This window comes from Erythrobacter sp. JB1-7, assembly GCF_057365015.1.
The window spans coordinates 2609920-2636301 of the sequence record NZ_CP200291.1 but is presented as its reverse complement, the minus strand read 5'-3'; the positions used below and the strand labels follow the sequence as shown (position 1 = coordinate 2636301).

Below are 26382 nucleotides of genomic sequence, written 5' to 3'. Positions count from 1 at the left end.
GATGCACTTGCGACGCTAATCAGCCGGCTTTGACGATCTCGTAAGCCCACTCGATCCATGGCAGCAGGCGCTGGATATCTTCAGCTTCCAATGTGCCGCCGCACCATATCCGCAAGGATGGTGGCGCATCGCGGTACCCGTTGAAATCATAGCCAACCGCGCGCTCTTCGAGCATTTTCACAATTTTCTTGGGCACCGCAGCCTGTTCGTCAGCCGAAAGGCCATCATACCATTCGCCGGTGAATTGCATGCACACACCTGTATTGGTGCGCTGCGCCGGATCGGCGACCATGTTTTTCAGCCATGGCTTGGCCTCAATCCAGTCTTTGACGATTTTGGCATTGGTGTTTGCCCGCTCAATCAAAGCTTTGCGCCCGCCAATGGATTTCGCCCATTCAAGCGCTGCAATGTAATCTTCAGTGGCCAGCAAAGAAGGCGTGTTGATTGTCGCGCCTTCAAAGATGCCCTTGTTGATTTTGTCGCCTTTCTTGATGCGGAAAAGCTTAGGCAGCGGCCATGACGGATCATAGCTTTCGATGCGCTCCACCGCTTTGGGCGACAGGATCAGCATGCCGTGCTGGGCTTCTGAGCCCATCACTTTTTGCCAGCTGAACGTGGTTGCATCCAGCTTTGCCCAGTCCATTTCCATTGCAAAAATGGCGCTGGTGGCATCGTTGATCGTGATGCCTTCGCGGCCCGGCTCCAGCCAGTCCGTATCAGGGATCATCGCGCCCGATGTCGTGCCATTCCACGTGAAGACGACATCATTGCGCTGAGGGATTGTCGAAAGATCGGGAATTTCGCCGTAATCGGCTGACAAGACTTGCAGATTGGGCAGTTTGAGCTGCTTGACCGCATCCTGGATCCACACATTGCCAAAGCTTTCCCACGCCGCAACCGTTGCAGGGCGCGCAGGATCGAGCATCGTCCACATCGCCGCTTCCAATGCGCCGGTGTCGGATGCGGGCATGATGCCGACGAGGTAATCATCGGGCACGCCCAACAATTCGCGCGTCAGGTCGATCGCATATTTCAATCGGCCTTTCGCGAGCGCAGAGCGATGCGAGCGCCCCAGCGATTCGGTTTTCAGCTTGTCGAGGGACCATCCGGGAAATTTCACCGTAGGACCGGATGAAAATTGCGGACGTTCAGGTTTTACGGGCGGCTCATGTGCGAGCCCGCGTGCATAGTCAGTCATTGTATTCTCTCCTTACAGAGAGCTCGCGCGGCGTTGGGACCGCGTGGCCCGGAGCCGCCAATAGAGATGCAGGGGAGAGAGTCAATCTCTATCGCTCCCAGATCGGTGGAAGGGACCGCTGGCCGGATAAAAGACGAGCGGCGCATCGCTTCCCCGATTGGCGCACGCATCGGTGCCGCTTGAACGGTGGTAACTCAGCCGCGCATCGCCTAAAGCGCGCGGGATGGAGTTTTCCGATCTTCGCATTGCGCTGTTCAGCGGCAATTATAACTACACCCGCGATGGCGCCAATCAGGCGCTCAATCGGCTGGTGGCTTCTTTGCTGAGCCTTGGCGCGAAAGTGCGCGTCTATTCTCCGACAGTGGAAAAACCCGCGTTTGAGCCAACCGGCGATCTCATCAGCCTGCCTTCCATTGGTTTTCCCATGGGCCGGGGCGAATACCGCATGGCAACAGGCTTAGGCGGCAAAGTGCGCCGCGATCTGGCCAAGTTTGCGCCCAATATCATCCACCTGTCCGCGCCTGATCCGGCCAATCACGCCGCTTTGCGCTGGGCGCAGGATGCCGATATCCCGGTTCTCGCATCGGTGCACACCCGGTTTGAAACCTATCCGCGCTATTATGGGCTTGGCTTTGCCGAACCTGCCGTCATCTGGATGCTGCGCCGGTTCTACAATCGCTGCGATGCGCTGGTCGCTCCATCGCAAAGCATGATTGCCGAATTGCTCGAACAGGACATGCACAACGATATCAGCCTGTGGAGCCGCGGAGTGGATCGCACGATCTTTTCCAGCGGCAAGCGCGATCTGGATTGGCGGCGGTCCCTTGGACTTGCCGATGATGATGTCGCGATTGTGTTTTTGGGTCGGCTGGTGATGGAAAAAGGATTGGATGTCTTTGCCGAAACCATCGTCCAATTGCGCAAACGCCAGGTGCCGCACAAAGTGTTGGTGATCGGCGATGGCCCTGCGCGCGGATGGTTTGAGGATAATCTACCCGGCGGGATTTTCGCAGGGTTCAAAACGGGCGCGGACCTTGGCACAGCTTTGGCAAGCGGGGATGTGTTCCTTAACCCATCCATCACCGAAACATTTGGCAATGTGACATTGGAAGCCATGGCCTGCGGATTGCCTGTCGTCGCGGCGGGCGCAACTGGCGCATCCAGTCTGGTGGATTGCGGCGCGTCAGGGCGGCTGGTGCCGCTGGCCGATGGCAAGCCCGATGCAGCGGGCCTGGCCGAAGCGATTGCCCCCTATTGCACCGATCCCGCGTTACGCGAAAGCCACGGGGCAGCAGGGGAGGCACGTTCAAAGCTGTTCAGCTGGGAAGCGATCAACCGCGTGGTTGCCGAAACCTATGTCCGCTTGATCGAAGACCGCCGCGCTCTACAAAACAGCGAAGCGGAAACCGTTTAACGCAGAACCCGCGCGCGCTGCATGGCCTTTGCGTAGAAAAACAGCGCGATGGTGACCACCCAAATGGCAGCGGCAAACGCGATATGCCCGCCGGTTTTCAATTCGGCGGGCAGATCAGAAATCCCCCAGTTAAAAATCGTCGTGCCTATGAGGCCGATGATCGAAATGCCAAACAGGATCACAGCCAATCGGCTGCGAAGGAGCAACGCCAGCGATCCGGTAAAACAGCCCCACACGCCCAGCGCCCAAACGGCGGTCGCCCAGGCGGGAAAGCTGGAGTAAAAAGCGATCTGCTCAGGCGGCATACCCATCGCTTCCAGCATGCCAAGATGCGTCATGGTGTAGCTTATCGCGCCGCCGGAATTCCACAGCAGGCTAAGCCCGCCCACGACCCATAGATGCCACGGTGTTTTCTGTGTGATACTCATCCCAATCCCCCGATCGGATTAAACCAGCGCGACCCGGTTGCAGAGGATCGTATAGATTTATGGCGCGCGCGGCAATTGCCGGGGCTCAGGAGGAGATCAGACAGGGGTCAAAGGGGTCAAGCTGGCCCGGTTCGGCTCACATCCGTTCAATCCGCTTGGACACCTCGTCAATGATATCGACGATCTCATCCAATGCCTTTTGATCAAGCTTGCCTGCCCGCGCCCGGTTTTTAAGCACATTGGCAAGATTGCCCATAGCGCGCCACAGATCGGGTGACTTCTCTTTCACCTTTTCCGCCCGTTCGCCGTGTTCGCCCAGCCGGGCCATCAATTCTTCGACTTCCTCTGCGCGGTCTTCAAGTTCGCCCTTGCCCTTTTTGGTGGGCTTGAACGGTTTCTTGCTGCTGCCCTCATCGCCGGCGGCCGGTTTTGCCTTGGCCGGTTTGATCAGACCTTCTTCTTCGAGCATTTGCAGCGTGGGATACACCGCGCCCGGACTTGGCGCATAGCTGCCGCCGGTCATATCCTCGATCGCGCGGATCAATTCATAGCCATGGCGCGGCTCCCGGTCGATCAGCGCCAGCAAAGCGAGGCGCAATTCGCCTGTGCCGAACATGCGCCCGCGCCGCTTGCGCGATTTGCCGCCATCATACCAACCCTGCGATTTGCGCGACCGGCGCGCCCCATCGTCCCACTCGCTCGCGGCAGAGGCTGCCATCATCGCGATCATCGGGCCAAGCTGCGACCAGTTTCCACCATTCATCCGGGTCATATTCGTTCTCCTGATACGTCTTATGATAGTAAAGATATATCGTGGATGCATCACTTCAAGCCCCATATGGCTTTTTCCGACGAGCGGCCTATCACGCCCGATCAATGGCTGATTTGTTTGGAAATGATGCACCTGCCGCAGGTGACGGAGCGCAAAACGCCGCCAGCGCGCCGCGCGATGATGCCCCGCTGGCTGACCGTTTGCGCCCACGCTCACTCGGCGGCGTGATCGGGCAGGAACACCTCACCGGACCAGAGGGCGCAATCGGGCGGATGGTGGCGGCGGGCAAGCTTTCCAGCATGATCCTGTGGGGGCCGCCGGGCACGGGCAAGACCAGTATTGCCCGCCTTCTGGCCGATGCGGTGGGGCTGCGCTTTGTATCGATCAGCGCGGTGTTCTCCGGCGTTGGCGACCTTAAAAAAGCCTTCGCCGAAGCTGACAAAATGGCCGATGCCGGACGCAAGACGCTGTTGTTTGTGGACGAGATCCACCGTTTTAACCGCGCGCAACAGGATGGGTTTTTGCCCTTTGTTGAACGCGGCACGGTGACATTGGTGGGCGCGACGACTGAGAACCCCAGCTTTGCTCTCAACGCCGCCTTGTTAAGCCGCGCGCAAGTACTGATTTTGGAACGGCTTGGCGCTAAGGCCTTGGAAGCTTTGCTAACCCGGGCTGAGACGCTTGAAGGCCCCCTACCCCTCACACAAGATGCGCGCGCTGCCCTTATCGCGAGCGCGGATGGCGATGGCCGCTTTCTGCTGGGGCAGGCTGAAACGCTATATAATGCAAACTTGCGCGATCCGCTTGATCCTGCTGCTCTCGGCCAATTCCTGCAACGCCGCGTCGCTGTTTATGACAAGGACCGCGATGGGCATTACAATCTCATCAGCGCGCTGCACAAATCTCTGCGCGGCAGCGATCCGCAGGCCTCGCTCTATTACCTTGCGCGCATGCTGACCGCCGGGGAAGAACCGCTTTACGTGCTGCGCCGTCTGGTCAGGTTTGCGAGCGAAGATATTGGCCTTGCTGATCCGCAAGCGCTCACCCAGTGCCTTGCTGCAAAAGACGCGTACCAATTCCTCGGCAGCCCCGAAGGCGAGCTCGCAATTGTTCAGGCCTGCCTCTATTGCGCCACCGCACCCAAATCGAACGCCGCCTATGCCGCGCAAAAATCCGCTTTTAAAACAGCGCGCGAAACCGGCAGCCTGATGCCGCCTGCCAATATCCTCAACGCGCCGACCAAGCTGATGAAAGATATCGGCTACGGCGAAGGCTATGCCTATGACCACAACACCGATGAAGGGTTTTCCGGCGACAATTACTGGCCCGCGGACATGGAGCCGCAGCAATTCTATGCGCCGGTTGAACGCGGCTTTGAACGCAAAGTGCGCGAGCGGATGCAATATTGGGACAGTTTGCGGACGCAGCGCGGCGAAGAACAAAATTCATGAGAGATTTTGAGCATTTCCTCGCCATCGATTGGTCAGGCGCAGCAGGAGAAAGGCATAAGGGGATTGCGCTAGCCTTTGCGGCGATTGGCGGCGGCGCGCCCGTTCTGGTCAAGCCTCCTCAAAAAGGCTGGTCGCGCGGCGAAGTGCTTACCCTTTTGCGGGAGGATTTACCTCCCAACACGCTGATTGGCATGGACCTTGGCATTGGTCTTCCCTTTGCCGATTGCGGCGCGTTTTTCCCCGGCCTTGCAACCAGCCCTGCCAGCGCGCGCGATCTGTGGGCTATGATCGACGAGATCAGCGCCGCCGACCCGCATTTGGGCGCAAACAGCTTTACCGATCACCCGGCCCTCGCCCCCTATTTCCGCCGTCATGGCGGGCGCGAAGGCGCGCATTTTCGCGCTGACCCGGCCCAAGGCGGGCGCGGGCGATTGCGCGTTACGGAGCACGCGCAGGCCGCGATGGGGCTGAAACCCTATTCCAATTTCAATCTTGTCGGCGCGGCGCAGGTTGGCAAAAGCTCGCTCACGGGAATGCGGGTTTTGCACCAGCTATCGTGGCAAGTGCCCGTGTGGCCGATTGATCCGCTGCCAGAAAATGGCTCAGCCAACGGCAGCGTCATCTGCGAGATTTACACCGCCCTTGCCGCAGCAGAAGCAGGCCGCGCGCCGGGCAAATCGAAAATCCGCAGGTTTGGCGCGCTCAACGCAGCGCTTGATTGTCTGGGATCACCGCCGGTTGCGGGCGAAGGCGCGATTGATGATCATTCATCCGACGCGCTGATCACTGCTGCATGGCTGCGCAAAGTGCACCGCGAACCGGCCCGCTGGAGGCCAAAGGCGCTCACCGCGCACATCGCGCGGACCGAGGGTTGGACATTTGGCGCGCTTTAACCCCGCTCTTGTTAACGAAGAGCGCTGAAATCACCGCTGAAACGGTCGCGGCGTTCTTTGCGATAACCAGTGGCGCGCAATTCTTCGAGCATCGCTTTGCGTTTGGGATCGAGATTTTCGGGCGCAATATCCTGCGGGCCCGGTTCGGGCAAAGCCTGCGGGTTTTGCGCCGCGCCTGCATTGATCAGCTTGAGCGCTTTCAGGTTCTGTTCGCCGATCATGGATGGGATCAGGAACAGATCAATGATCCACAGCAATCCAAGAATGGCCCACCCGACAAAAGGGATCAGCCACAAAAGCAAGCGCACCACGCCCGATTTGGTCTTGCCTGCATAAAAGCGGTGCACTCCCAAAAGTCCGAAGAAGAACCACAACAGATAGGCCACCCCGACCGATTTGCTGTTGGCTTCAAACGCCTCATCTATTTCTCGATTGTGGTCCACGTGCTCAGTCCCTTTGCTTGGAGCTACGATGTATCTTAAGGGCTGCGCAGACAAGGCTTAAATGGCGAAGCCGCCCGCTTGTTCGATGAACGACACAGGCCGCTCGGCAAATTTCGATATGGCAAAGGAAATGCAAAGAGATTCGATTGCCATCTGGACAAAGCTGGCCCTTTGCGGCTAGGCGCGCGCTTCGCGATGCGATTCATTCGAAAATCGCGAAGATAATGGGCCGGCTTAGCTCAGTTGGTAGAGCAGTTGATTTGTAATCATCAGGCCGCGCGTTCGAATCGTGCAGCCGGCACCATTTTCTTTTTCCTCGATGCTGTTCCTTCGCCGCCCTTCGTCCGGCTACGGGCATCTGCGGGCGGCCGGTCGGCCTTACGAGCTTGGGATGCTCGGTTGGTTTGGGTTCAGGCTTGGCGCGGTGTTCACCCGCGCCCGCGATAGGGCGCTACGCCTTGATCGGGCAGCCACAGGCCTTCGGGCGGGGCGCCGCTTTGCCAGAACACGTCGATGGGAATGCCGCCGCGCGGATACCAATACCCGCCAATGCGCAGCCATTGCGGCTTCATCTCGTCATAAAGCCGCTGACCGATGCCCACGGTCACATCTTCGTGAAAGCCGTTGTGATTGCGAAAACTGCCCAGAAACAGCTTGAGGCTTTTGGATTCGACAATTGTCTCACCCGGTGCATAATCGATCACCAGATGCGCGAAATCGGGCTGATTGGTGACTGGGCATAGCGAGGTGAACTCAGGCGCGGCAAAACGCACCAGAAACAGCGCGCCTGCACGCGGATTGGGAACATAATCGAGTACCGCATCTTCCGGCGATTGCGGCAGAGGGGTATCCTTGCCCAAAAAGGCGGGCGCTGTGGCGGGGTCTTGTGTGCTTTCCATGCCGCGCTGTTGCCGCGAAAGATGCCGTCATGCAAGCGCGTTACTGGACGCAGCGATCAGATCCCCTATTTGCGGTGAAAGCGGGCCTGCATCGGATCAATCGCCGATGCGACAGCCCGGTTTTGTCAATCCGTTCATATTGCCGGGTCTAGGCTTATTTCGACCAACCATTGTGATGACGCATTTTGATCGCCCCTTTTCCGCTCGACGCATTCGGTTGATCCGCCGCCTATGCGGCGCGCTTGCGCTGGCGATTGTGGCCGGTGTGGGGATTGGAGCGGGATCAGGCCCGCTCGCTGATGGGGCGGCGCAGGCGCAGAACGCGCCGGGCGGTTTTTCCCTGCCCGAACCAACGCCGACGCCAACGCCCGCTCCGCAAGGGCCCGTCGATGTGCGTTCAGGCGTGCCGATTGCGCCGCGCTCGATCCCCACCGAAACGCCTGCGCCCACCCCATCAGACACGCCTGCGCCAATTGATGAGGCGGCAATCGAACCTCTCGGTGAGCCTGAGCTTGAGGCGGCAGGGGAGCGTGAAAGTGCGAGCGCGCCTGCATCGACCGCGCCTGCATCGAGCGTACCGGCGGCGCGGCCTGTTCAGCCTGCACGGCAAGGCGGTGCGCCGTCCGCTCAAGGCTTTGAAGCAAGCGCGCCAGGCGCGCCTGCGCCCACCGTGCCGCAAGACAGTTCGTCACCTCAGAACGCAGGCCAAGTCAGTCCTGTTACTGCCCCGCCCGCAGCCGTTCCTGACGCTGCATCCGAAACCGCAGCGCAACCTGGCGGCATTCCCTTGTGGCTATGGGCCCTGATTGCACTGGGCCTTGGCGCAGCCGCGGCGATTGCCGCGTGGCAATTGCGCGCGCGCAAAACTGCCGCGCGCCAGCCGGCGGCTACCCCGGCACCGCCTGTCACCGCCCCGCCCCTCGCCCCCGAAGCGCAGCAGCCGCAAACCCGTGCCAATACACCCCCACCCGCCAAATCTCCTGGAAAATCGCCCGCCGCGCCGGCTGCACCTGCGCCGCCGCCGCGTATAGATCTTGAGCTTGAGATTGCAGGCGCGACCCGTTCGCTGATGATGTTCACGCTGGATTGCCGCCTCACTCTCGCCAATCGGTCTGATAATGCGGTGCGCGATATCGCGGTCTCCGGCGCGCTGGTATGCGCACAGCGCAGCGCCACCGCGCCCGCCACAGGCTCAGCTGCCAACGCGCTTGAAACGCTCGATCGCATCGGACCCAATCAAAGCCGCACCATCACCGCGCAGCTGACTCTGCCTTTGAGCGAAGTGCAGCCCCTGCGGCAGGGGCAAAAACCGCTGTTTATCCCGCTTGCGCAAATCACCCTCGCCCGCGCCGGATCGCCTGATGAAACGCGCAGTTTCGTGATCGGCACGCCCAGCATGGCAAGCGCCGGAAGGCTCCACCCGATTGCGCTCGATATCCCGCCGGGCAGCGTTCCGGGCTTGCTGGCCCGTCAGGTCAAAGCCGATGGAGCCGCTGCCAAAGCGGCATGAGGTCTTGGCGGGAGCGGCGGCGAACGCTACGCCTCGCTTTATGAGTGACCCTTTTCCATCGCTTGTCACGGCCCACTGGCTTGCCGGCAACATTGACCAGCCGGATATCGCAGTGGTGGATGCATCGCTGCATCTGCCTGCCGCCGGCCGGGATGCGCGCGCAGAATACGAAGCCGCGCATATACCGGGCGCGCTGTTTCTCGATTTGAAGAGCTTTACCGACAGCGGATCTGACGTGCCCGCCGCCCTGCCCAATAAAGCTCAGGTAGATGCCCGGCTCAACGCGCTTGGCATTGCGCCAGGCAACCGGATTGTCTTGTATGATGACAGCGCGGTGAAAACATCCGCGCGCGCCTGGTTTGCCTTAAAAGCGCACGGATTTGACGATGTCGCGGTCCTTGATGGAGGGCTGGCCAAGTGGCGCGCCGAAAACCGCTCGCTTGAGAGCGGCACCGCGCCAGACTTGGCGGCCGATAACAGCGCAGGCACCGCGCCTGTGCGGACCATGACGAAGACCGATATGCTCGCCAATCTTAAAACCCCGACGCAGCAAGTCGTCGATGCCCGCAGCGCTGATCGCGTGTTTGGCGATGGGATAGACCCCGTCCATGGCGGCACAAATGGCCGCATACCCGGCGCGCTCAACGTGCCATTTGGGGACGTGTTTGCAGCAGATGGCACATTCAAATCCCCGCCCCTGCTGCGCGCAGTCTTTCACGAGGCAGGCGTTGATCTTGACCGCCCCATCACCACCACGTGCGGCAGCGGTGTCACGGCCAGCGTGCTGCTGTTCGCGCTTGATCTGATCGGCAAGCAAGACGCCGCTTTGTATGATGGCAGCTGGATGGAATGGAGCGCCGATCCTGACACTCCCAAAGCGGTGGGCCCTGCTAAATGAGCGATCCAGGCGGCACCGAAAAAGGCGCAGACAAGGATCTGAGCCCAGCCACTCGCATCACCCATGCAGGGCGGCGCGAAGAATGGACCGGGCGCGTTGTTAATCCGCCCATATGGCGCGCATCGACGCACCTTTATGCGAGCGAGGCCGACCGCAAGGCGGCCTTGGGTTCGAATGAGGATGGCGATTTCTTCTACGGCCGCCGCGGCGCGCCAACACAATGGGCGCTGGCACAGGCGCTCACCGAAATGGAGCCCGGCGCGCATGGCACAGTGCTGTATCCCAGCGGTGTGGCAGCGATTGCAGGGAGCCTTTTGGCAGTGCTCAAACCCGGCGATACGCTGCTGGTAACCGACAACGCCTATGATCCCTCGCGCGCAATGGCGATGGGGCTGCTGAAACGCATGGGCGTGGCGCATCACTTCTTTGATCCGCTCGACATTCCGGCTTTTGAAGCGCTGGTCGCCCAAACCAGCCCGCGCGCCGTGTGGCTGGAAAGCCCCGGCAGCCTGACAATGGAAGTGTGCGACATCCCCGCGCTCACCGCAACCGCGCGCGCCGCAGGAGCGGTCAGCCTGCTCGACAACACCTGGGCCAGCGGGCTTGGTTTCGCTGGGCTTTCCCATGGCTGCGACATCGTCATGCAAAGCCTGTCAAAACATGTTGGCGGGCATTCGGATTTGATGATGGGCAGCGCATCGGCAGGCGAGCGATGGTATCGCGCGCTGCGCCGTACAGGTCAGGAATTGGGGCAGGTTGTCTCGCCCGATGATGCTGCATTGGCCGCGCGCGGATTGCGCACCATGGCGGTGCGATTGGAACGCTCCACCCAAAGCGCGCTTGCGATTGCCGAATGGCTCCACAATCAGCCCCAGATCGCGCAGGTCATGTGCCCGATGCGCCCCGGTGATGCGAGCCACGAATTGTGGCTGCGCGATTTTACCGGCGGCTGCGGTCTGTTCAGCTTTGTCCTTGAGGGCGATGATCCCGATGCCAGCGCGCGCGTCGCCGATGCGCTTGCGTTGTTTGGCATTGGCTACAGCTGGGGCGGTTTTGAAAGCCTCGTGCTGCCAATCTACCCGCACCAGCACCGTTCCGCCATGAATGCCCCAACAAGCGCTGGTGCAGGGGCCGCTATTCGCCTATCGATTGGTCTTGAAGACCCGGTTGACCTGATCGCAGATCTGGCACAGGCCCTTGCAAAATTGGATATTTGATGACTGCCACGACTGCTTCTCTACCTGCCGATGCCACCGAGACCGACGTGCCCGAAACGGGCACATCCGAAACAGGAACAGGCGAAACAGGGACAGGCGAAACAGGTACAGCCGATGCGGGCAGCGAGGATAGTGGCAGCGAAAGCGCATCCGATACAGCCGCATCCCAGTCAGAAGATGGCGGCGACGTAGCCGAAGCCATTGGTGCATCTGGCGATCTGGTCGAAGGGGTCGGCGCGCAAAGCGAAACGGCGGGCGCTGTTTTGGGCTGGATGGCTGACTGGGCCTTCGAGCTTGGCAGCATCCGTATCTCGCTGCTCGATGTGATTTTGGTGATTGGCGTAATCGCGCTGGTGATGACCGCTGCATGGCTGCTCACCCGCATCAGCCGCAATCTCATCCGCCGGGTCACAGGGTTTGACAGCACCCAAAAACTGCTTGCCGAAAAACTCAGCACGATTCTCATCTGGGCGGTTGCATTTCTGATCGGGATTGATCTGCTGGGCATCGATCTAACCGCCCTAGCCTTTGCTGGCGGTGCCTTTGGTCTGGCGATTGGTTTTGGCCTTCAGAAAACCTTCGGCAATCTCATCTCAGGCATTCTGCTCCTGCTCGATAAATCGATCAAGCCGGGCGATGTCATCTCGGTCACCGATCAGGCTGGTAATGAAGCGGTGGGCCAAATCCGCAAGATCGGCATCCGCGCGATATCCGTGATCACTCGCGATCAGACAGAGCACCTTATTCCCAATGAAAACCTAATGATCAATCAGGTGGTGAACTGGTCTTATTCGTCAAAGGAAGTGCGCGTGAGAGCGCCGGTGGGCGTGTCCTATGACAGCGACCTCGATCTGGTGACCAAGCTGTTGTATCAAGCGGTGAGCGAAACAGACCGCATTCTGCCCCGCCCGAAACCGCGCGTTAACATCATGGAATTTGGCGACAATTCGGTGAATTTCGAAATTCGGTTCTGGATCGAGGATCCCGAAGGCGGGCTCGCCAATATCCGGTCCGATGTCTATATGCGGATCTGGCAATTGTTCAAAGAACACGATGTCGAGATTCCCTTCCCGCAGCGCGATCTTCACCTGCGCTCATCCAAACAGCTCGATCAGCTGGTCGAATTGATGAGCGCAGGCAAAGCTTAGGGGCGCGCTTCTAACGCTCACCAACCGGGTGATGCCACCAGACCTCCGCTTGCCTGCGGGGTAGCGGTTTGCGCGGGCTGCTGCGGCGCTGTTTGGACAGCAGCCGGAGCGCTCGCAGCAGGCTGCGCCGTTTGAACAGCCTGTTTGGGAAGCACCACCGGCATCGCCTTTTCGGTAAAGGCCGTGAGCTCGCGCCCCTGGGGTATGGTCCCGCTGCGGCCCGTGATAAACCCTGCAAACACGCCTGCGGCAATCACGCCGCCAATCGTGGCGACCGTATTGCCTTCGCCTTCCTGGCGGTATGTGCCTTCCAGATCGATCCGGCGGCCGTTTACTTCGACATATTCAAGTTCGACATCCATCTTGCCCGACTTGCCGAACGCTCCCTTGCTCGTAAGCCAGGTGATGCGGCCAATCGCGCGCGCGCCTTCGGGGATGATGATATAGCCATTGTGAAAGACATTGTGCGTCACGCTCAGCGAAAAGGTATCGCCTTCGCTCCAGGTTTTACCCTTTGTCGTCACCGTCTGGTTCATGCGCAGGCGCACTTCGGTGTTTGCGGGAAGATAATCGGTCGCAGGCGCAGCGGGCTGAACTGCGATGAGAGGAGCAGGCTGCGACGCCAAAACGGGGGCATCCGCGCTCGGGCTGGCAGGGGCAGGTTCTGATAATGCGGCAGTGTTGGCCGCCTGGTCCTGCGCAAAGCTGGCTGCGGGGATGGTCAGGCAGGCAAAAGGAATTGCAATGAAAGTAAAGCGACGCGGCACAGGAAACTCCTTATAAGCGATTGAAAACGCCTTCTTCTGAATTGAGCGCAGAAATTTCGCGTGATCCCATGGCTAGGGGGTTCTGCGCAGCCTACCGGATTTTGAACGCCAGGGCGCCGCCCGCTCGCATGGCAATAGCTTTCCTTCACGCATCCCAATCCATTCTCACTGGCGTAGCTGGGTGCCCTGCCCCATTTGGGCACCATGAAAACAGGCATCATTTATCTTGTCGGCGCAGGTCCCGGCGATCCTGATCTGCTGACCCTGCGCGCTGCGCGGCTGATTGAGCGCGCTGAAGTTATCGTCCATGATGGGCTGGTCAGCGCTGAAATTCTTAAAATGGCGCGACGCGATGCGCGGCTGATCTCGGTTGCCAAGAAACGCGCGCGGCACACTCTTCCTCAAGATGACATCAACGCTTTGCTCATCAGCGAAGCCAAGGCTGGCCGCGATGTGGTTCGCCTTAAAGGCGGCGATCCGCTGATTTTCGGGCGCGGCGGGGAAGAGGCAGAAGATGCGCGCGCCGCCGGTGTTCCGGTAGAAATCGTTCCCGGCATATCAGCAGCCAATGGCGCAGCTGCCGCAGCCCAGATCGCGCTGACTCACCGCGATGCGGCCAGCATTGTCAGCTTTGTCGCAGGCCAATGCAAGGGATTGTCCGATCAGGATTGGTCGGGACTGGCTGGAAAAGGGCGCACACTCGTTATCTATATGGGCGTTAAAACCGCGCCTCAGATTGCCGAAAAGCTGATGGCAGATGGCCTTGCTCCTGACGCGGCGCTGGCTGTGATCGAAAACGGCGCACGCCCCGAAATGCGCGTGGTGCGCGGATTGCTCGCTGGATTGCCCGATCTGGTGCGCGAACAGGCGATCAAAAGCCCTGCCTTGATTGTGATCGGCGATGTAACCGCGCGCCTCCCTCGTCATCCCGGCGAAAGCTGGGATCGTTCCGAGTTGGGCGCAATCCTCAAACAGATCCCAGCTTCCGCTGGGATGACGGGTGAATAAGATGAAAGTGCTCACAGGCAACGACCTGAAAACCGGCGATGTCACCTGGTGGACCGGCTCTGGCTGGTCCCGATATGTGGACGATGCGGCTGATGTGGGCGAACAAGGCGAGGAAATCCTTGCCCGCGAAGAAGCCGCCCGCCGCGTCAATGTGCCCTACATTATAGAGGCGACACGCGAAGATGACGGCAGCGTGCGCCCTGCCCATATCAAGGACCGCGTGCGCGCACTCGGCCCCACAGTGCGGCCTGACCTGACGCTCAAACCCAAAGACCCTGAAGCGCTCGACTGGATTATCTGATGTATAAGTACGATAGCTATGACCAAGCCATGGTCGATGCCCGCGTTGCGGAATTCCGCGATCAGGCACAGCGCCGCCTTGATGGCAAATTGACCGAAGACCAGTTCAAGCCATTGAGGCTGATGAATGGCCTCTATCTGCAATTGCACGCCTATATGCTGCGTGTCGCAATCCCATACGGGACGCTCAATTCCGGGCAGATGACCGCACTTGCCAATATCGCGGATAAATATGATCGCGGCTATGGCCACTTCACCACCCGGCAAAACATCCAGTACAATTGGATCAAACTGGAAGATGCAGCCGACATTCTGGAAGAGCTTTCCAAGGTTGAGATGCACGCCATCCAGACCTCGGGCAATTGCATCCGCAACATCTCGTCAGATCACTTCGCCGGTGCATCGCATGACGAGCTCATTGACCCGCGCCCCTATGCCGAGCTGCTGCGGCAATGGTCGAGCTTTCACCCCGAATTCACTTATCTGCCGCGCAAGTTCAAAATCTGCGTGATCGCTAGCGAGAAAGACCGCGCTGCGATGCGGCTGCACGATATCGGCATTCAGATCGTCGAGCAGGATGGCAAGGTTGGCGCGCGCTTCTTTGCTGGCGGCGGCATGGGCCGCACGCCGATGATCGCTCCGATGATCCGCGATTTTGTGCCGGTCGATCAGCTCATCACCTATGCTGAGGCCGCCTTGCGCGTCTACAACCGCTATGGCCGGCGCGACAACAAGTATAAAGCGCGCATCAAAATCCTCGTCCACGAACTGGGCAAGGATGAATACACGCGGCAAGTCGAAGAAGAATTTGCGCACATGCTCGATCAAGGCGTTGAACCGCCTCTGGCCGAGATTGAACGGCTGCGCACATTCTTTGCCCCACCCGCATTCGAAGACGGCCCCAAATCGGTGGACCGCTCCGATCCCGATTTCGCGCTGTGGGTGGACCGCAACACCAATCGCCACCGGCATGACAGCTATGTTTCGGCCGTCATCTCGCTAAAGCCTGTAGGCGGCATCCCCGGCGATGCAACAGGCGATCAGATGCGCTTGATGGCTAATCTTGCCAAGCAATATAGCTTTGATGAGCTGCGCATCACGCACACGCAAAATGTGGTGCTGCCGCATGTTCGTATCGCTGATCTGCATGCGCTTTGGACTGCTCTGGATGCGGCTGATTTGAGTTCGCCCAATCTCGACACAATCGAAGACATAATCGCATGCCCCGGTCTGGATTACTGCGCGCTTGCCAATGCGCGTTCGATCCCGCTTGCCCAGCGCATTTCGCAGCGCTTTGCCGATAAGGGCAAAACCGAAACCCTGGGCGAATTGAAGCTCAAAATCTCAGGCTGCATCAACGCCTGCGGGCACCATCATGCGGGCCATATCGGCATTTTGGGCGTGGACCGAAAGGGTAAGGAAAACTTCCAATTGTCGCTCGGCGGGTCCGAGGCTGAGGATGTCAGCCTTGCCAAGATCACCGGCCCCGGTTTCGATGAGGACGGCGTGATCGACGCGGTGGAGAAAGTCACCGATGTCTACCTGTCCTCGCGCGAAGGAGAGGAACGGTTCCTCGACACCTATCGCCGGATCGGCATGGCCCCGTTTAAGGAGGCGCTCTATGGTTGAAACCGGCCTCAGGACCGTTGCCGGTTCGGCGCGTTCGGTCCATCTCCACACAGATTTTGCCAGCGCGATGGCCGCTAAAGGAGGCGGGAATGACTGAGAACCTCGGCACCTCTCCTGACGAAGTGCAATTCCGTTTCCGCGATGACGAAGTGGTCGATCACGGCACCGTAACCGTCGATGCGTGCTGCGATCAGACCAACGCGACCGCTGTGCGAATCGAACCGGGCGATGATGCGCGCGCGTTGCTGCCATTCTTGGACAGGCTTGCGCTGGTTGAAGTGACCTTCCCCAGCTTTACCGATGGGCGCGGCTATTCCTCCGCACGCATCCTGCGCGAGGCGGGGTTCGCGGGCGAATTGCGCGCGGTGGGCGACATTGGGATTGACCAGCTTTCGCATCTACGCCGCTGCGGATTTGACGCCTTTGCGCCCGATACACCGCTTGATGAAGCGGATGCGAAACGCGCCTTTGCCACATGGGACAATGTCTATCAGCGCACGGTCGATGGCCGCGCGACAATCCAGCAATTGCGTCATGGGACAGGCCAATGAACGAAGTGCGCAAGATTGACCGGCTCGATATCGCACCGCGCTTTTCAGAGCACGACGCGGTGCGCCTCAACCGGATGTTTCGCGGGTCATCAACGCACGAAATGCTCGAAGGTGTGATCAAGGACAATCTTGCAGGCGATATTGCGATCGTTTCCAGCTTTGGCGCGGAAAGCGCTGTTTTGCTTCACCTTGTGGCTGAAGTTGATCCCGGCATCCCGGTGCTGTTTCTTGAGACGGGCAAGCATTTTGCCGAAACTCTGGAATATCGCGATCTGCTGGCAAAGCGCATTGGCCTCACCAATCTGCAAATCCTAACGCCCGATGCGGACGAGATCGCAGCAAAGGATGAAACGGGCCTTAGATGGTCGTATGATCCCGATGGCTGCTGCGAAATTCGGAAAGTCAAACCGCTTGAAAAAGCGCTGGCTGATTATGACGCGAGCTTTACCGGGCGCAAAGCGTTCCAATCCTCCACCCGCGCAAACCTGCCACGATTTGAAGTGGACACATCGGACGCGCAAGGCCGTCTGAAGATTAACCCGCTGATCGATTGGTCAGCCGATGACATCGCAGCCTATTTTGCGGAGCATGACCTGCCAGCGCATCCTCTGGTGGCCAAAGGGTTTCCCTCGATCGGCTGCGAGCCGTGCACGCACAAAGTCGCACCGGGTCAAGACCCGCGATCAGGACGCTGGAAAGGCTGGGACAAAACCGAATGCGGCATCCACAAGCCGGGCGAAGAACCGTTCCTGTGATCCTCTGCCTCGTGTGAGCACCCGCGAAGGCGGGGCCCTCCACCGATAAAGCGCCGCCAGTTAGAGATCCCCAACTTCGCGGGGATTCGCACCATCATTCTTAAAGCCAACCTTTGGCTCTGTACCAATCCGCCGTCTGTTTTAGGCCGTCTTCACCGCCGATTTGCGGTTCCCACACGGTGCCGGGAACAGCGCGATCAGACCGCGCGACCCAATTGGGATGGCACATATAGCCCACGCGATCCGCAGTCAGCTTGGCCTTGTCACCGCGCAGCAATCTGTCAGCGCTGGCAGCTGCTCTCAACACGGTTTCCGGCAAATGAGGCGCGAAGACCGACCGTTTGCCAACCGCCTGCCCGATGGCCTGCGCCAGTTCCTGATGCGACCAGCCACCCTCGCGCCCATCATCGGGTTCGTAAATGGTTTTGAGCCGTGGTTTCTGCGCCAGCGCGACAAGCAGCCGGGCCAGATCGCTCACATGGATGATGGATGTCGCACCGCGCGGCGGCAGCGGGACCAAACCCATTTTCGCCGACCGGAAAAGCTCAAACATGTCGGTATCGCGCGGGCCGTACACCGCAGGCGGGCGCACCATTGTCCAATCAAGCTTGCTCGCCTGCACCAATTCCTCTGCACGCGCTTTGGATGCGCCATAGGCGGACAATTCCGGCTTTCGCGCCGATAACGATGAGACAAAGACGAACCGCTTTACGCGCGCGGCCTTTGCCGCTGCGATCATGTTGGCGGTGCCGCCGACATTGGCCGCTTCAAAATTGGCAGGGTCCGGCGTGTTCGTCAGCCCCGCAATATGGATGACCGCATCAGCATCCTCGCATAATGTGCGCAAGGCCGCTTTATCATCCAAAGTGCCGTTCACCCACTCCGCGCCATCGCGCCCCGGCTGATCGCGCCCTGCCTGATCGCGCCGGGTGAGCGCGCGCGCAGTGTGTCCGGCGCTTAGAGCATGATCGAGCACTGCGCTGCCGACAAACCCGGTCGCCCCTGTTATCGCAAGCGTCAGCGGGTCGCTCATCCCAAAATCACCCTTGCACCATATGATCGCGGTGGACGACAGCGGCGCGCGGTGCGTAGCCAAGCTCGGCTTCCTGATCGCCTTGGCTCAGGCCAAGGATCGCGCGGCATTCGGCGGCTGAATATTCGACCAATCCTTGCCCCAATCGCTCCCCTTTGGGGCCGTGCAGGCTTACCAGCGCGCCGCGTTCAAATTCACCTTCGATCTCGGTCAGGCCAGCGGCGAGCAAACTTGCGCCTTTGCTCAAAGCCTCGACACAGCCCGCATCCACGCTCAGCACGCCTTCGGGCGCGAGCCTTCCGCCGAGCCAGCTCTTGCGGGCATTGTCATCGCGCACAGGGACAAACACGGTGCCGCGCCCGGTCTCGCAAGCTTGGGTGATCGCGCGTTCACCCGTACCGTTGATAATCGCGAGCGTAATGCCGGCGCGTTCGGCAATCCGGGCGGCTTGCAATTTGGCTTTCATCCCGCCTGATCCCAGGCCCGAAGACGAATCCTCGCCCGCCATCGCGATAATCTCTGGCGTGACCCCTTCGACGACCGGGATAAGCGCAGCATCGGGCTCGCGCGGATCGCGATCATACAGGCCGTCTACATCGGAAAGCAGCAGAACGGCCTGCGCACCAGCCGCCTGCGCGACCCTTGCGGCCAAGCGGTCATTATCGCCAAAGCGGATTTCTTCGGTCGCTACGCTGTCATTTTCATTGACCACCGGCACCGCGCCCAGTTCGAGCAGACGTTCCAAAGTGGCCGACGCGTTAAGGTAGCGCCGCCGATCCTCCAGATCATCCAGCGTCACCAGCATCTGCGCGGCCTGCAAATCATGCGCCCCCAGAACATCAGCCCATAATTGCGCCAAAGCCACCTGCCCCACAGACGCCGCCGCCTGCGCATCGGCAAGGCTGGCGCGCCCGCCTTTGGGCAGACCCAGCAAAGCCGCGCCCAAGGCAATTGCGCCCGAGCTGACCACGATCACTTCGCTGTCTGCGCGGCGCATTTGGGCGATCTCATCCGCCAGGGATTGCAGCCTCGAAAGCGCAGGCTTGCCGTCTTCGACCAGCAGCGCGCTGCCGATTTTGACAACCAGCCGCCGGGCCGCTGCGATGTCTTTAAGGGAGTGCGCGCTCATTGTTCAAATTGGCGACCATTCGGCCGCGCCGTCCGCTTCCTCGTCCACAACCTCATTGGCTTTGGTCTCGGTCGAAGTGCGGTCGGGTAGATATGCCAGCACCGCATCCATCAGCGCATCAATCCCTTCGCCGGTTGCGCCTGAGATGTTGAACACTTTCTCAGCCCCCGCAGCGATCAATTCCTGCGCGAATGCATCGCCCAATTCGCTGTCGGCCAGATCAAGCTTGTTGAGCGCGATCAGCTGGGGTTTATCCTCCAAACCTGCGCCATAGGCGGCGAGCTCATCTTGCACGATACGCAAAGCTTCGGCTGGATCATCGCCTGCAATATCGACCAGATGGATCAGCACCCGGCAGCGCTCTACATGGCCAAGGAAGCGGTCGCCAATTCCGGCCCCATCAGCCGCGCCCTCAATCAGGCCGGGGATGTCCGCGATCACAAATTCGCGTGCGCGGTGCCGCACAACGCCAAGCTTTGGAACAAGCGTTGTAAAAGCATAATGCCCCACTTTTGCGCCTGCATTGGACACCGCATTGATGAACGTTGATTTGCCCGCATTGGGAAGCCCGACAAGCCCCACATCCGCGAGCAGTTTAAGCCGCAGCCACACCCATTCTTCCTGCGCAGGCTCACCCGGCTGGTGCTGGCGCGGGGCGCGGTTGGTGGAGCTTTTGTAAGACGCATTGCCGCGTCCCCCCATCCCGCCTTCAAGCATGGTGATGCGCTGGCCGACTTCGGTGAAGTCTGCGAGAATGTCTTCCTTGTCCTCTGACAAGACCTGCGTGCCCACAGGCACTTCAATCACAAGGTCATCTGCGCCCGCGCCCGTCTGATCGCGCCCACGCCCGTGATTGCCGCGCTTGGCTTTGAAATGCTGGGCGTAGCGAAAATCAATTAGAGTGTTGAGGCCCTGGACCGCTTCGAAAATTATATCGCCGCCTTTGCCGCCATTGCCGCCATCAGGACCGCCATATTCGACGTATTTTTCGCGCCGAAAGCTGACCGCGCCGGGGCCGCCGGCTCCTGATCGGATATAGATTTTGGCTTGGTCGAGGAAATGCATAAGCGCGCATGTATGCATTTCCCCGCCAGAAAGCGAGAGCTTAAGCGAGAGCTTAGAACCCTGCCTGTATCCCGATAAGCGCGCTGCGCCCCGGAGCGACGAAGCTGAAGACGGGTTCATAGCGTTCATCAAGCAGGTTTTCGACCCGGCCAAACAGCGCGATATCGTCTGTCAGGGTCACCCGCGCGTTGAAATTGACGAGCGTGTAATCATCTAGCGTCGTTTGCGGAGCCGGGAAAGCGCCAGTGCTGAAATCCAGATCCTTCGCCTCGCCATTATACCGCACCGCAAGGTTGGCAGCAAAGCGTTCGCCCGGCGCTTCCCAATTGAGCACCGCGCTGGCGATGTGATCGGGGCGGCGCACTTCTTCCGCGCCGTCCTCTTCTGCATCAAGGAACGTGTAAGCCCCGTTAAAAGAGAAGCCCGCGCCCAAATCGGCCGTGATCGCCAATTCCACGCCCTGCTGATCGCTTTGAGTCTCGCGATTGCCGGGGCTGGCGATAAAGGTTGGCGGGGGAAAGGTGGTGAAAATCTCATCATCCAGCTCGGCCCGGAAATAAGTGGCTGACACCGCTATATCGCCATCTGCAAAGCTCTGGTCCACGCCTAGTTCCCAGCTGGTCGATTGTTCAGGCTGCAAATCAGGATTGCCGATAAAGGTGCCATCGAAAAAGCCGAACAATTCATTCAGCGTCGGATTTTTAACGCCCGATCCCGCGGCTGCTCTTACACGCGTGCCGTCGGTGATCTGGTAACCTGCGCCCACGCGAAACGTGGTCGCATCCTGAAACCGGTCATTGATATCGTGGCGAATAGCGGCAGAGAGGTCGAAGCGGTCGCCTGCAAAACGATATTCGCCGACAAACCCGATATTTTCCACCTCATTGCGATCATCGAAAGTCAGGACATTGTTGAACCCTTCAAGCTCGTAATCAGCTGCAAAGGTTACGCTGTGTTCGCTGCCGCCAAAATCATAGGCGGTGACATAGGATGCTTTGAACCGGTCGCTTTCCGTTCCGCTGGGAAAGCCATTGGGCTGCACCGTATCGCGCGTAGCATCGGTGATCTGTGCGGACAGATCATGCGTCCATGCGCCGTTCAGCGCGGCCACACGCGCGCCGACAAGTGCGGAGAACGCCTCGCTTTCAAAGCTGGTGCCGGGGCTGTCGATGACAAGGCCGAATGTGGGGCTGCCAAAGGCGAAATCCTGTTCGTTAAATCGCCCCTCTGCCGATGAGTACCGGGCAACTGCGCGCAAGGTGACATTGTCAGCGAGATTGACTGAGCTTTTGCCCGACAACGCTGCGCTTTCGCGTCCGATATCGCGCAGCCCCCCACGCGCATTGGGCTGCCCATCAGTGCTGACAACAATGCCCGACAGCGCCAAATCCCATTCATCCCCTGCAAACCCCGCGCGCGCGCCGACATTGAATGTGTCATCAGTGCCCGCTTCGAGAAACGCTGATACACCGCTTAAAGCGCGGCCCGATGCGGTTTGGTAAGCAACGACCCCGCCAATCGCATCATTGCCGTAAAGCGCGGATTGCGGTCCGCGCAAAACCTCTAGGCGGCTGCCAATTTCGGCCTGCAAAGTGCCGATGTCGAATTCGCCGCTGCCGGGATCGGAAACCTCAATCCCATCAACCAGCACGAGCACATGATTGGCCTCAGAACCGCGCAGGCGGATTTGGGTTTGGCCGGGCGTAGAGGCAACCGCGACACCGGGCACATCGCGCAAGGCATCTTCGACATTGCGGATTTGGCGCTGGGTGATCTGGTCAGGCGTTATGAGCGTGGCAGAGCCGGTGTAGTCTCCCACGGCCAATTGCCCAGTCCGGCTACCCGGAACCAGGATCACTCTTCCGGGATAACACAAGGTTTCGAGTTCAGGCGTGCTCTCATCATCGGTAATGTAGCAAACACCATCTCGCCGATCCTGAGCAAAAGCGGAGCTGGCTGAGCAAAGCGCCGCGAAGCACGCGCCTGCCAAAAGGTTTTTTAGTTTCATTGCGGATATCCCGTTCGTTCAAGCGTCAACAAACGCACCGTGCGGGGATTTACCCACACGGCGCACACGTATCGTCGCTCGAAACGAAATGTATCCGCGCCTCCCCAATCCCTGAGAGCGGCCACAAGCGACACACTCCGGTCGGTCTCCTGGCTCGCGGGTCAGTGCGCCCGTTCTCCCCTTCCCAAGCCTGTCGCCCAGTGGGTGCATGCCGGATGGCATGCGCGAGAAAGACACTCACCGCTTACAGTTGCAGGGACAGCTGCGGAATTGGCATGCCCAAAAGAGCGCGCCGCACCGCATTCCCGTTACCGGTGTGTGCCAGCGCCTTAAAAGGCGATGATACCAAGGGCAAGAGCCTTACTGATCGCCGCTGTCATCACTCGCTATTGGCTGGGTGACCGGTTGGGATACGAACTCAGTATCGGTCGGGATGACGGGAACCTGCGTCCCGGTTGCCGGATCGGCCACCGTTCCTGATACAGCAGCCGGGTTTGCCAATGTCGCACCGGGATTGGTCGCCCCCTGCCCGGGCGAGGGAACGACAACGCCGCGCGCTTTGGCTCTTTGCACAGCGACCCAGCCGGGCTGCGAAGCGCCATATTGCGCGCCATATTTCGCATCCCATTCAGCCGAGCTTTGCTGATAGGCCGCATAATTGTTGAAAAAGGTTTCAAACGCGCGTTCGAGCTGGACGAAATTATCGCGCGCAAATGCCTCCGGGTCCACATCAGGCGCGGCCAGCAATCGGTTGGAGATATCCAGCGTCTCGCGGCAGAATTGCGCGCGTGCGGGCGGCAGAGCGAAGAAGTTGTAAACGCTGGTCATATTGCCCTCGCGCTCCATAATCGCTGCCCGGCGGCTGGAGTTTTGACCGCGATAGACCCGGTCCATCCGGTCATTCACCGCTTTCAGCGGCTTGGCATAGCGTTTGATGTAGAGCGAATAGCCATCAATGATCGGTTGATAGCGCGCCGCTGAACAATTGAGCGCGGCGACATTCCAGCCAGAGCGGAAATGCCACACCAGTTCATCATCGCTCAGATTGCGATTGACTGTCATGCGCCTGCCGTCCGCGCCCAAAGGCGGGATCGTCATCACATAGGCCGCGCCAGATGGCGGGAGCGGACGATACGGCACCGCTTCGACCACAGGTGGCGGCGGTGGTGGTGGCGGGGGTGGCGGCGGCGGTGGAGTGGTCGCGCATGCACTGAGCAAAGCAGCGCCTGCACCCATGACGGCAAGCTTAACAGCGGATCGGGGCTTGCGCGCCGTTTTGGCATCGCGGCTGGCGGAAATTGCGGCAGTTTTTAACGGCGATGTCGTGTCTGTTGTCATCATGAAGCGACCTTTGTCTATCCCACCAAGCCGAGGTTGCCCAACCCAGCCTTTATGGAGGGTGAAGCGGATTGGTTTATCCCCGCGTTACCCAAGCTTCGCCGCAAAGCAAATGCCCGAAGCCTAGGTATTAGGCTCCGGGCATCACTTTTTTCGTTTTTCCTGCGGAAACGGCGATTAGGGCCGCTCCGAAAACTTAACCGATTATTCGCGGCTGCCGAGGAAGTTCAGCAGGAACATGAACATGTTCACGAAATCGAGATACAGGTTCAGCGCGCCCATGATGATGGCTTTGCCCATAAATTCGGTCCCGCGCAGATACTGATACTGCGTCTTCAGCTTTTGCGTGTCGTAAGCGGTCAGGCCTGCGAAGATCAAAACGCCAAGCCCGCTGATCACAAAAGCCAGCGTACTGGAGCCGATGAACATATTCGCAATCGACGCGATAATCAGGCCAACAACACCCATAATCAGGAACGTGCCGAAACCCGACAGGTCTTTCTTCGTGGTGTAGCCGAACAGGCTAAGCCCCGCGAACGCGCCTGCGGTGGCGAAGAACGTGACCGCAATGGATTCGCCCGTGAAGACGAGGAAGATGGTCGACATCGACATGCCCATGACCACTGCAAAAGCCCAGAACAGGACTTGCAGCGTGCCTTGGCTCAATTTGTTGAGGCCAAAGCTCATCGCCAGCACAAAACCAAGCGGAGCGAGCATCACAACCCATTGCAGCGGAGTGCTTGCAATCGCCGCAGCCATCCCGCTTTCTGCCATGCCAAGCGCGACGAAGCCGGTGACGATGATCGCGGTGCACATGTAATTGTAGATCGAGAGCATGTATTTGCGCAGGCCCTCATCATAGGTCACAGCACCGCCAGCGCGCGGCACAGAGCCGATGCCTTGGCGAGGCTGAGTGTCATTCCAGTCAGACATTATGGATCCCTTTCTCCAAGATCGGAGTCATGAAAACGGCGCGAACGCACACGCCTTGCCTGCACAATATCGGTGTTTTGTCAGAGGATTTCAAGCAAAACCGGACTGATTTGCGCGAATTGTTCATATACACTTACTAAAAAATGAACAAATTGCACAATTGGGCGCTAATCACCCCAGTTCACTTGACAATTCGGCGCCCCGATCACGTGTTTTGCGCAAGGTTTCGCGCAAAAGCTGTTTCAGCGCCGAATCCGCATCGAGCACATTGAGCCCCTCGCGCGTCATCCCGCCAGGGCTGGCGACTTTATCGGCCAAAGCGCCCGGTGCATCCTCAGCATTCGCCGCCAGCGATGCGGCGCCGTCCACCATTGCGAGCGCCAAGGTCTGCGCCTCTTCTTGCGGCAGGCCCAATTCCTCAGCCGCGCCTGCCAATGCATCAATAAAACGGTAGACAAAGCCTGGCCCTGAACCTGCCAGCGCGGTAGCCAGATTGTATTGCGCCTCATCCTTCAGCCACACCGCCATGCCTAAGCGATCGAACAGATCGAACGCGGCTGTGCGGCCCGGCTCGTCCAATCCGCTTTGCGCCAGAATGACCGGCGATTTGTTCACCCGGCTCGCCAGATTGGGCATCACCCGCACATGCGCCGATGCGGCGGGAAACGCAGCCTGCAATTGCTCCAACGTGATGCCGGCAAGCAGCGAGTAGACAGGCACTTGCGCGCACAGGGTCTGAAAATCACTCGCCAAACCATTCAATTGATGCGGTTTAAACCCCAGCATCACCGCCGAAGGGCGCAGCCCGCTTTCAGCCTCAGCAAGGTCTTTGTAAACGCGCACTCCGCTAGGCGCAGGCTTTACCGAACGGTTCAAGATCGCAAATTGCGACGGATCAGCGCCTGCCGCCAGCCACCCGGCCAGCATTGCGCCGCTCATATTGCCATACCCAATAATAAGCAGCGGCCCGCCAGTCATGCGTTGCCCCCAGTCATGCCTCACCCCTACTCATGCTTCACCAACCGCATCGACCATCGCCGCTTCCAAAGCATCGCGCGGGGATTTGTCGCCCCACAATACGAATTGAAACGCGGGATAGAACCGGTCGCATTCGTCAATCGCGCTTTCCACCATCGCCTGCGCCTGATCGAGGCTCAGCATCCCATCATCGCCCAGCAGCGCGCCATGGCGGTAAAGCAGAACATCGCCGCTGGACCAGATATCGAAATGGCCGAGCCATATCTGCTCATTCACAAGGCTGAGCAGCTCATAGGCGTGCTGGCGCTTTTCCTCACCAATGCGGATATCGGGCAGGCACAGAAACTGGAGCACATTGTCGCTGCTGCGCCAGATCGCGCGCAGTTGATATTTTGCCCAACTGCCTTGCACTTCGCCCAGCATTTCCTCTTCGGAAACGGTTTCGCAATTCCACCCGCGCGCCTCGAACAGCGCCAGCAGCATGTCCAGCGGCGCGCCATCATCCTGCGCGGCAACCATTTGCTGGCGCGGGGTCATTTGGGCGCTTTCGAAGCGGTTGGGGCCATACGGCCTTGCGGTGTGCGACTTATCATACATTTGCGGCATGGACCCGGCCT

General features: G+C 59.5%; 26 protein-coding genes, 1 tRNA gene and 1 riboswitch. Of the genes, 13 read left to right on the top strand and 14 right to left on the bottom strand.

The features are described from left to right. Positions 1 to 19: 19 nt before the first annotated feature. Entirely contained in the window at positions 20 to 1198 is a 1179-nt protein-coding gene (locus tag AC0V6W_RS12780) for a phosphoserine transaminase (protein WP_486150546.1), read from the bottom strand. Positions 1199 to 1421: 223 nt separating this feature from the next. Here AC0V6W_RS12780 and AC0V6W_RS12775 point away from each other — a divergent pair, with 223 nt between their 5' ends. Continuing rightward, a complete protein-coding gene (locus tag AC0V6W_RS12775; protein ID WP_486150544.1) occupies positions 1422 to 2612 on the top strand; it encodes a glycosyltransferase family 4 protein in 1191 nt (396 codons plus the stop codon). Here AC0V6W_RS12775 and AC0V6W_RS12770 read toward each other — a convergent pair. Then, positions 2609 to 3040 (bottom strand): hypothetical protein, encoded by a 432-nt coding sequence (locus tag AC0V6W_RS12770; RefSeq protein ID WP_486150542.1) that lies wholly within the window; start codon positions 3038 to 3040, stop codon positions 2609 to 2611. The genes AC0V6W_RS12775 and AC0V6W_RS12770 overlap by 4 nt on opposite strands. Positions 3041 to 3176: 136 nt before the next feature. Further along, entirely contained in the window at positions 3177 to 3812 is a 636-nt protein-coding gene (locus AC0V6W_RS12765; RefSeq protein ID WP_486150540.1) for a PadR family transcriptional regulator, read from the bottom strand. A gap of 104 nt (positions 3813 to 3916) precedes the next feature. On the opposite strand from AC0V6W_RS12765, the gene AC0V6W_RS12760 reads away from it, so the two are divergent. After that, entirely contained in the window at positions 3917 to 5263 is a 1347-nt protein-coding gene (locus AC0V6W_RS12760; RefSeq protein WP_486150538.1) for a replication-associated recombination protein A, read from the top strand. Beyond that, on the top strand, positions 5260 to 6156 hold the full coding sequence (locus tag AC0V6W_RS12755) for a hypothetical protein (protein WP_486150536.1): 897 nt from the start codon (positions 5260 to 5262) through the stop codon (positions 6154 to 6156). Before AC0V6W_RS12760 ends, AC0V6W_RS12755 begins: the two co-directional genes overlap by 4 nt. An 11-nt stretch (positions 6157 to 6167) precedes the next feature. On the opposite strand, the gene AC0V6W_RS12750 is transcribed toward AC0V6W_RS12755, so the two are convergent. After that, complete coding sequence (locus AC0V6W_RS12750; protein WP_486150534.1) at positions 6168 to 6599, bottom strand: TM2 domain-containing protein; 432 nt, start codon at positions 6597 to 6599, stop codon at positions 6168 to 6170. A gap of 228 nt (positions 6600 to 6827) precedes the next feature. On the opposite strand from AC0V6W_RS12750, the gene AC0V6W_RS12745 reads away from it, so the two are divergent. Next, a tRNA-Thr gene (locus tag AC0V6W_RS12745) sits at positions 6828 to 6903 on the top strand. A gap of 124 nt (positions 6904 to 7027) precedes the next feature. Here the strand turns inward: AC0V6W_RS12745 and queF are convergent. Continuing rightward, positions 7028 to 7498, bottom strand: coding sequence for a preQ(1) synthase (gene queF, locus AC0V6W_RS12740; RefSeq protein ID WP_486150532.1), 471 nt, complete (start codon positions 7496 to 7498; stop codon positions 7028 to 7030). Positions 7499 to 7673: 175 nt separating this feature from the next. On the opposite strand from queF, the gene AC0V6W_RS12735 reads away from it, so the two are divergent. From AC0V6W_RS12735 to AC0V6W_RS12720, 4 genes are read left to right on the top strand one after another with little or no spacing between them, the layout of a single operon-like run. Continuing rightward, complete coding sequence (locus AC0V6W_RS12735) at positions 7674 to 9008, top strand: hypothetical protein (protein WP_486150530.1); 1335 nt, start codon at positions 7674 to 7676, stop codon at positions 9006 to 9008. A 40-nt stretch (positions 9009 to 9048) separates the two neighbouring features. After that, on the top strand, positions 9049 to 9906 hold the full coding sequence (locus AC0V6W_RS12730) for a sulfurtransferase (protein WP_486150528.1): 858 nt from the start codon (positions 9049 to 9051) through the stop codon (positions 9904 to 9906). Further along, entirely contained in the window at positions 9903 to 11123 is a 1221-nt protein-coding gene (gene metC / locus AC0V6W_RS12725; protein WP_486150527.1) for a cystathionine beta-lyase, read from the top strand. Before AC0V6W_RS12730 ends, metC begins: the two co-directional genes overlap by 4 nt. Then, the gene (locus AC0V6W_RS12720) at positions 11123 to 12271 is read left to right on the top strand and encodes a mechanosensitive ion channel family protein (protein ID WP_486150526.1); all 1149 of its coding nucleotides are present in this window, start codon (positions 11123 to 11125) and stop codon (positions 12269 to 12271) included. The genes metC and AC0V6W_RS12720 overlap by 1 nt, the downstream gene beginning before the upstream one ends. A 17-nt stretch (positions 12272 to 12288) precedes the next feature. On the opposite strand, the gene AC0V6W_RS12715 is transcribed toward AC0V6W_RS12720, so the two are convergent. Then, positions 12289 to 13038: a hypothetical protein gene (locus AC0V6W_RS12715; RefSeq protein WP_486150524.1), complete on the bottom strand. Its 750-nt coding sequence runs from the start codon at positions 13036 to 13038 to the stop codon at positions 12289 to 12291. 204 nt (positions 13039 to 13242) lie between these two features. Between AC0V6W_RS12715 and cobA the strand changes: the two genes are divergently transcribed. The 5 genes from cobA to AC0V6W_RS12690 all read left to right on the top strand — a co-directional run bounded on the left by cobA (position 13243) and on the right by AC0V6W_RS12690 (position 17281). After that, the gene (gene cobA, locus AC0V6W_RS12710; protein ID WP_486150522.1) at positions 13243 to 14046 is read left to right on the top strand and encodes a uroporphyrinogen-III C-methyltransferase; all 804 of its coding nucleotides are present in this window, start codon (positions 13243 to 13245) and stop codon (positions 14044 to 14046) included. Between the two features lies 1 nt (position 14047). Then, positions 14048 to 14347 carry a DUF2849 domain-containing protein gene (locus AC0V6W_RS12705; protein ID WP_486151629.1) on the top strand — a complete coding sequence of 100 codons (300 nt, stop codon included), beginning with the start codon at positions 14048 to 14050 and terminating at the stop codon, positions 14345 to 14347. Further along, positions 14347 to 15975: a nitrite/sulfite reductase gene (locus AC0V6W_RS12700; RefSeq protein ID WP_486150520.1), complete on the top strand. Its 1629-nt coding sequence runs from the start codon at positions 14347 to 14349 to the stop codon at positions 15973 to 15975. Before AC0V6W_RS12705 ends, AC0V6W_RS12700 begins: the two co-directional genes overlap by 1 nt. A gap of 89 nt (positions 15976 to 16064) precedes the next feature. Beyond that, positions 16065 to 16526, top strand: a complete 462-nt coding sequence (locus tag AC0V6W_RS12695) for a DUF934 domain-containing protein (RefSeq protein ID WP_486150518.1) — start codon at positions 16065 to 16067, stop codon at positions 16524 to 16526. Then, positions 16523 to 17281 carry a phosphoadenylyl-sulfate reductase gene (locus AC0V6W_RS12690; protein WP_486150516.1) on the top strand — a complete coding sequence of 253 codons (759 nt, stop codon included), beginning with the start codon at positions 16523 to 16525 and terminating at the stop codon, positions 17279 to 17281. The genes AC0V6W_RS12695 and AC0V6W_RS12690 overlap by 4 nt, the downstream gene beginning before the upstream one ends. A gap of 100 nt (positions 17282 to 17381) precedes the next feature. Here AC0V6W_RS12690 and AC0V6W_RS12685 read toward each other — a convergent pair whose 3' ends face one another. The 8 genes from AC0V6W_RS12685 to AC0V6W_RS12650 form a co-directional block, all read right to left on the bottom strand. Then, positions 17382 to 18314, bottom strand: a complete 933-nt coding sequence (locus tag AC0V6W_RS12685; RefSeq protein ID WP_486150514.1) for an NAD-dependent epimerase/dehydratase family protein — start codon at positions 18312 to 18314, stop codon at positions 17382 to 17384. A 7-nt stretch (positions 18315 to 18321) separates the two neighbouring features. Then, the gene (proB, locus tag AC0V6W_RS12680) at positions 18322 to 19443 is read right to left on the bottom strand and encodes a glutamate 5-kinase (RefSeq protein WP_486150512.1); all 1122 of its coding nucleotides are present in this window, start codon (positions 19441 to 19443) and stop codon (positions 18322 to 18324) included. 3 nt (positions 19444 to 19446) lie between these two features. Next, on the bottom strand, positions 19447 to 20508 hold the full coding sequence (obgE, locus tag AC0V6W_RS12675; protein WP_486150510.1) for a GTPase ObgE: 1062 nt from the start codon (positions 20506 to 20508) through the stop codon (positions 19447 to 19449). A 52-nt stretch (positions 20509 to 20560) separates the two neighbouring features. Then, positions 20561 to 22516, bottom strand: a complete 1956-nt coding sequence (locus AC0V6W_RS12670) for a TonB-dependent receptor plug domain-containing protein (protein ID WP_486150508.1) — start codon at positions 22514 to 22516, stop codon at positions 20561 to 20563. A gap of 122 nt (positions 22517 to 22638) precedes the next feature. Next, positions 22639 to 22847, bottom strand: a riboswitch (cobalamin riboswitch). 29 nt (positions 22848 to 22876) lie between these two features. Beyond that, positions 22877 to 23857 (bottom strand): hypothetical protein, encoded by a 981-nt coding sequence (locus tag AC0V6W_RS12665; RefSeq protein ID WP_486150506.1) that lies wholly within the window; start codon positions 23855 to 23857, stop codon positions 22877 to 22879. Positions 23858 to 24058: 201 nt separating this feature from the next. Continuing rightward, the gene (locus tag AC0V6W_RS12660; RefSeq protein WP_486150504.1) at positions 24059 to 24787 is read right to left on the bottom strand and encodes a Bax inhibitor-1/YccA family protein; all 729 of its coding nucleotides are present in this window, start codon (positions 24785 to 24787) and stop codon (positions 24059 to 24061) included. 171 nt (positions 24788 to 24958) lie between these two features. Next, positions 24959 to 25765, bottom strand: a complete 807-nt coding sequence (locus AC0V6W_RS12655; RefSeq protein ID WP_486150502.1) for a pyrroline-5-carboxylate reductase family protein — start codon at positions 25763 to 25765, stop codon at positions 24959 to 24961. 30 nt (positions 25766 to 25795) lie between these two features. Next, entirely contained in the window at positions 25796 to 26302 is a 507-nt protein-coding gene (locus tag AC0V6W_RS12650; protein ID WP_486151627.1) for a type III secretion system chaperone family protein, read from the bottom strand. Positions 26303 to 26382 lie beyond the last annotated feature (80 nt).

Coding starts and splice junctions, on each gene's coding strand:
- AC0V6W_RS12780 (WP_486150546.1), bottom strand. CDS start 1,198: ATGACTGACTATGCACGCGGGCTCGCACATGAGCCGCCCGTAAAACCT.
- AC0V6W_RS12775 (WP_486150544.1), top strand. CDS start 1,422: ATGGAGTTTTCCGATCTTCGCATTGCGCTGTTCAGCGGCAATTATAAC.
- AC0V6W_RS12770 (WP_486150542.1), bottom strand. CDS start 3,040: ATGAGTATCACACAGAAAACACCGTGGCATCTATGGGTCGTGGGCGGG.
- AC0V6W_RS12765 (WP_486150540.1), bottom strand. CDS start 3,812: ATGACCCGGATGAATGGTGGAAACTGGTCGCAGCTTGGCCCGATGATC.
- AC0V6W_RS12760 (WP_486150538.1), top strand. CDS start 3,917: ATGGCTGATTTGTTTGGAAATGATGCACCTGCCGCAGGTGACGGAGCG.
- AC0V6W_RS12755 (WP_486150536.1), top strand. CDS start 5,260: ATGAGAGATTTTGAGCATTTCCTCGCCATCGATTGGTCAGGCGCAGCA.
- queF (WP_486150532.1), bottom strand. CDS start 7,498: ATGGAAAGCACACAAGACCCCGCCACAGCGCCCGCCTTTTTGGGCAAG.
- AC0V6W_RS12735 (WP_486150530.1), top strand. CDS start 7,674: ATGACGCATTTTGATCGCCCCTTTTCCGCTCGACGCATTCGGTTGATC.
- AC0V6W_RS12730 (WP_486150528.1), top strand. CDS start 9,049: ATGAGTGACCCTTTTCCATCGCTTGTCACGGCCCACTGGCTTGCCGGC.
- metC (WP_486150527.1), top strand. CDS start 9,903: ATGAGCGATCCAGGCGGCACCGAAAAAGGCGCAGACAAGGATCTGAGC.
- AC0V6W_RS12720 (WP_486150526.1), top strand. CDS start 11,123: ATGACTGCCACGACTGCTTCTCTACCTGCCGATGCCACCGAGACCGAC.
- cobA (WP_486150522.1), top strand. CDS start 13,243: ATGAAAACAGGCATCATTTATCTTGTCGGCGCAGGTCCCGGCGATCCT.
- AC0V6W_RS12705 (WP_486151629.1), top strand. CDS start 14,048: ATGAAAGTGCTCACAGGCAACGACCTGAAAACCGGCGATGTCACCTGG.
- AC0V6W_RS12700 (WP_486150520.1), top strand. CDS start 14,347: ATGTATAAGTACGATAGCTATGACCAAGCCATGGTCGATGCCCGCGTT.
- AC0V6W_RS12695 (WP_486150518.1), top strand. CDS start 16,065: ATGACTGAGAACCTCGGCACCTCTCCTGACGAAGTGCAATTCCGTTTC.
- AC0V6W_RS12690 (WP_486150516.1), top strand. CDS start 16,523: ATGAACGAAGTGCGCAAGATTGACCGGCTCGATATCGCACCGCGCTTT.
- AC0V6W_RS12685 (WP_486150514.1), bottom strand. CDS start 18,314: ATGAGCGACCCGCTGACGCTTGCGATAACAGGGGCGACCGGGTTTGTC.
- proB (WP_486150512.1), bottom strand. CDS start 19,443: ATGAGCGCGCACTCCCTTAAAGACATCGCAGCGGCCCGGCGGCTGGTT.
- obgE (WP_486150510.1), bottom strand. CDS start 20,508: ATGCATTTCCTCGACCAAGCCAAAATCTATATCCGATCAGGAGCCGGC.
- AC0V6W_RS12670 (WP_486150508.1), bottom strand. CDS start 22,516: ATGAAACTAAAAAACCTTTTGGCAGGCGCGTGCTTCGCGGCGCTTTGC.
- AC0V6W_RS12665 (WP_486150506.1), bottom strand. CDS start 23,857: ATGATGACAACAGACACGACATCGCCGTTAAAAACTGCCGCAATTTCC.
- AC0V6W_RS12660 (WP_486150504.1), bottom strand. CDS start 24,787: ATGTCTGACTGGAATGACACTCAGCCTCGCCAAGGCATCGGCTCTGTG.
- AC0V6W_RS12655 (WP_486150502.1), bottom strand. CDS start 25,765: ATGACTGGCGGGCCGCTGCTTATTATTGGGTATGGCAATATGAGCGGC.
- AC0V6W_RS12650 (WP_486151627.1), bottom strand. CDS start 26,302: ATGACCCCGCGCCAGCAAATGGTTGCCGCGCAGGATGATGGCGCGCCG.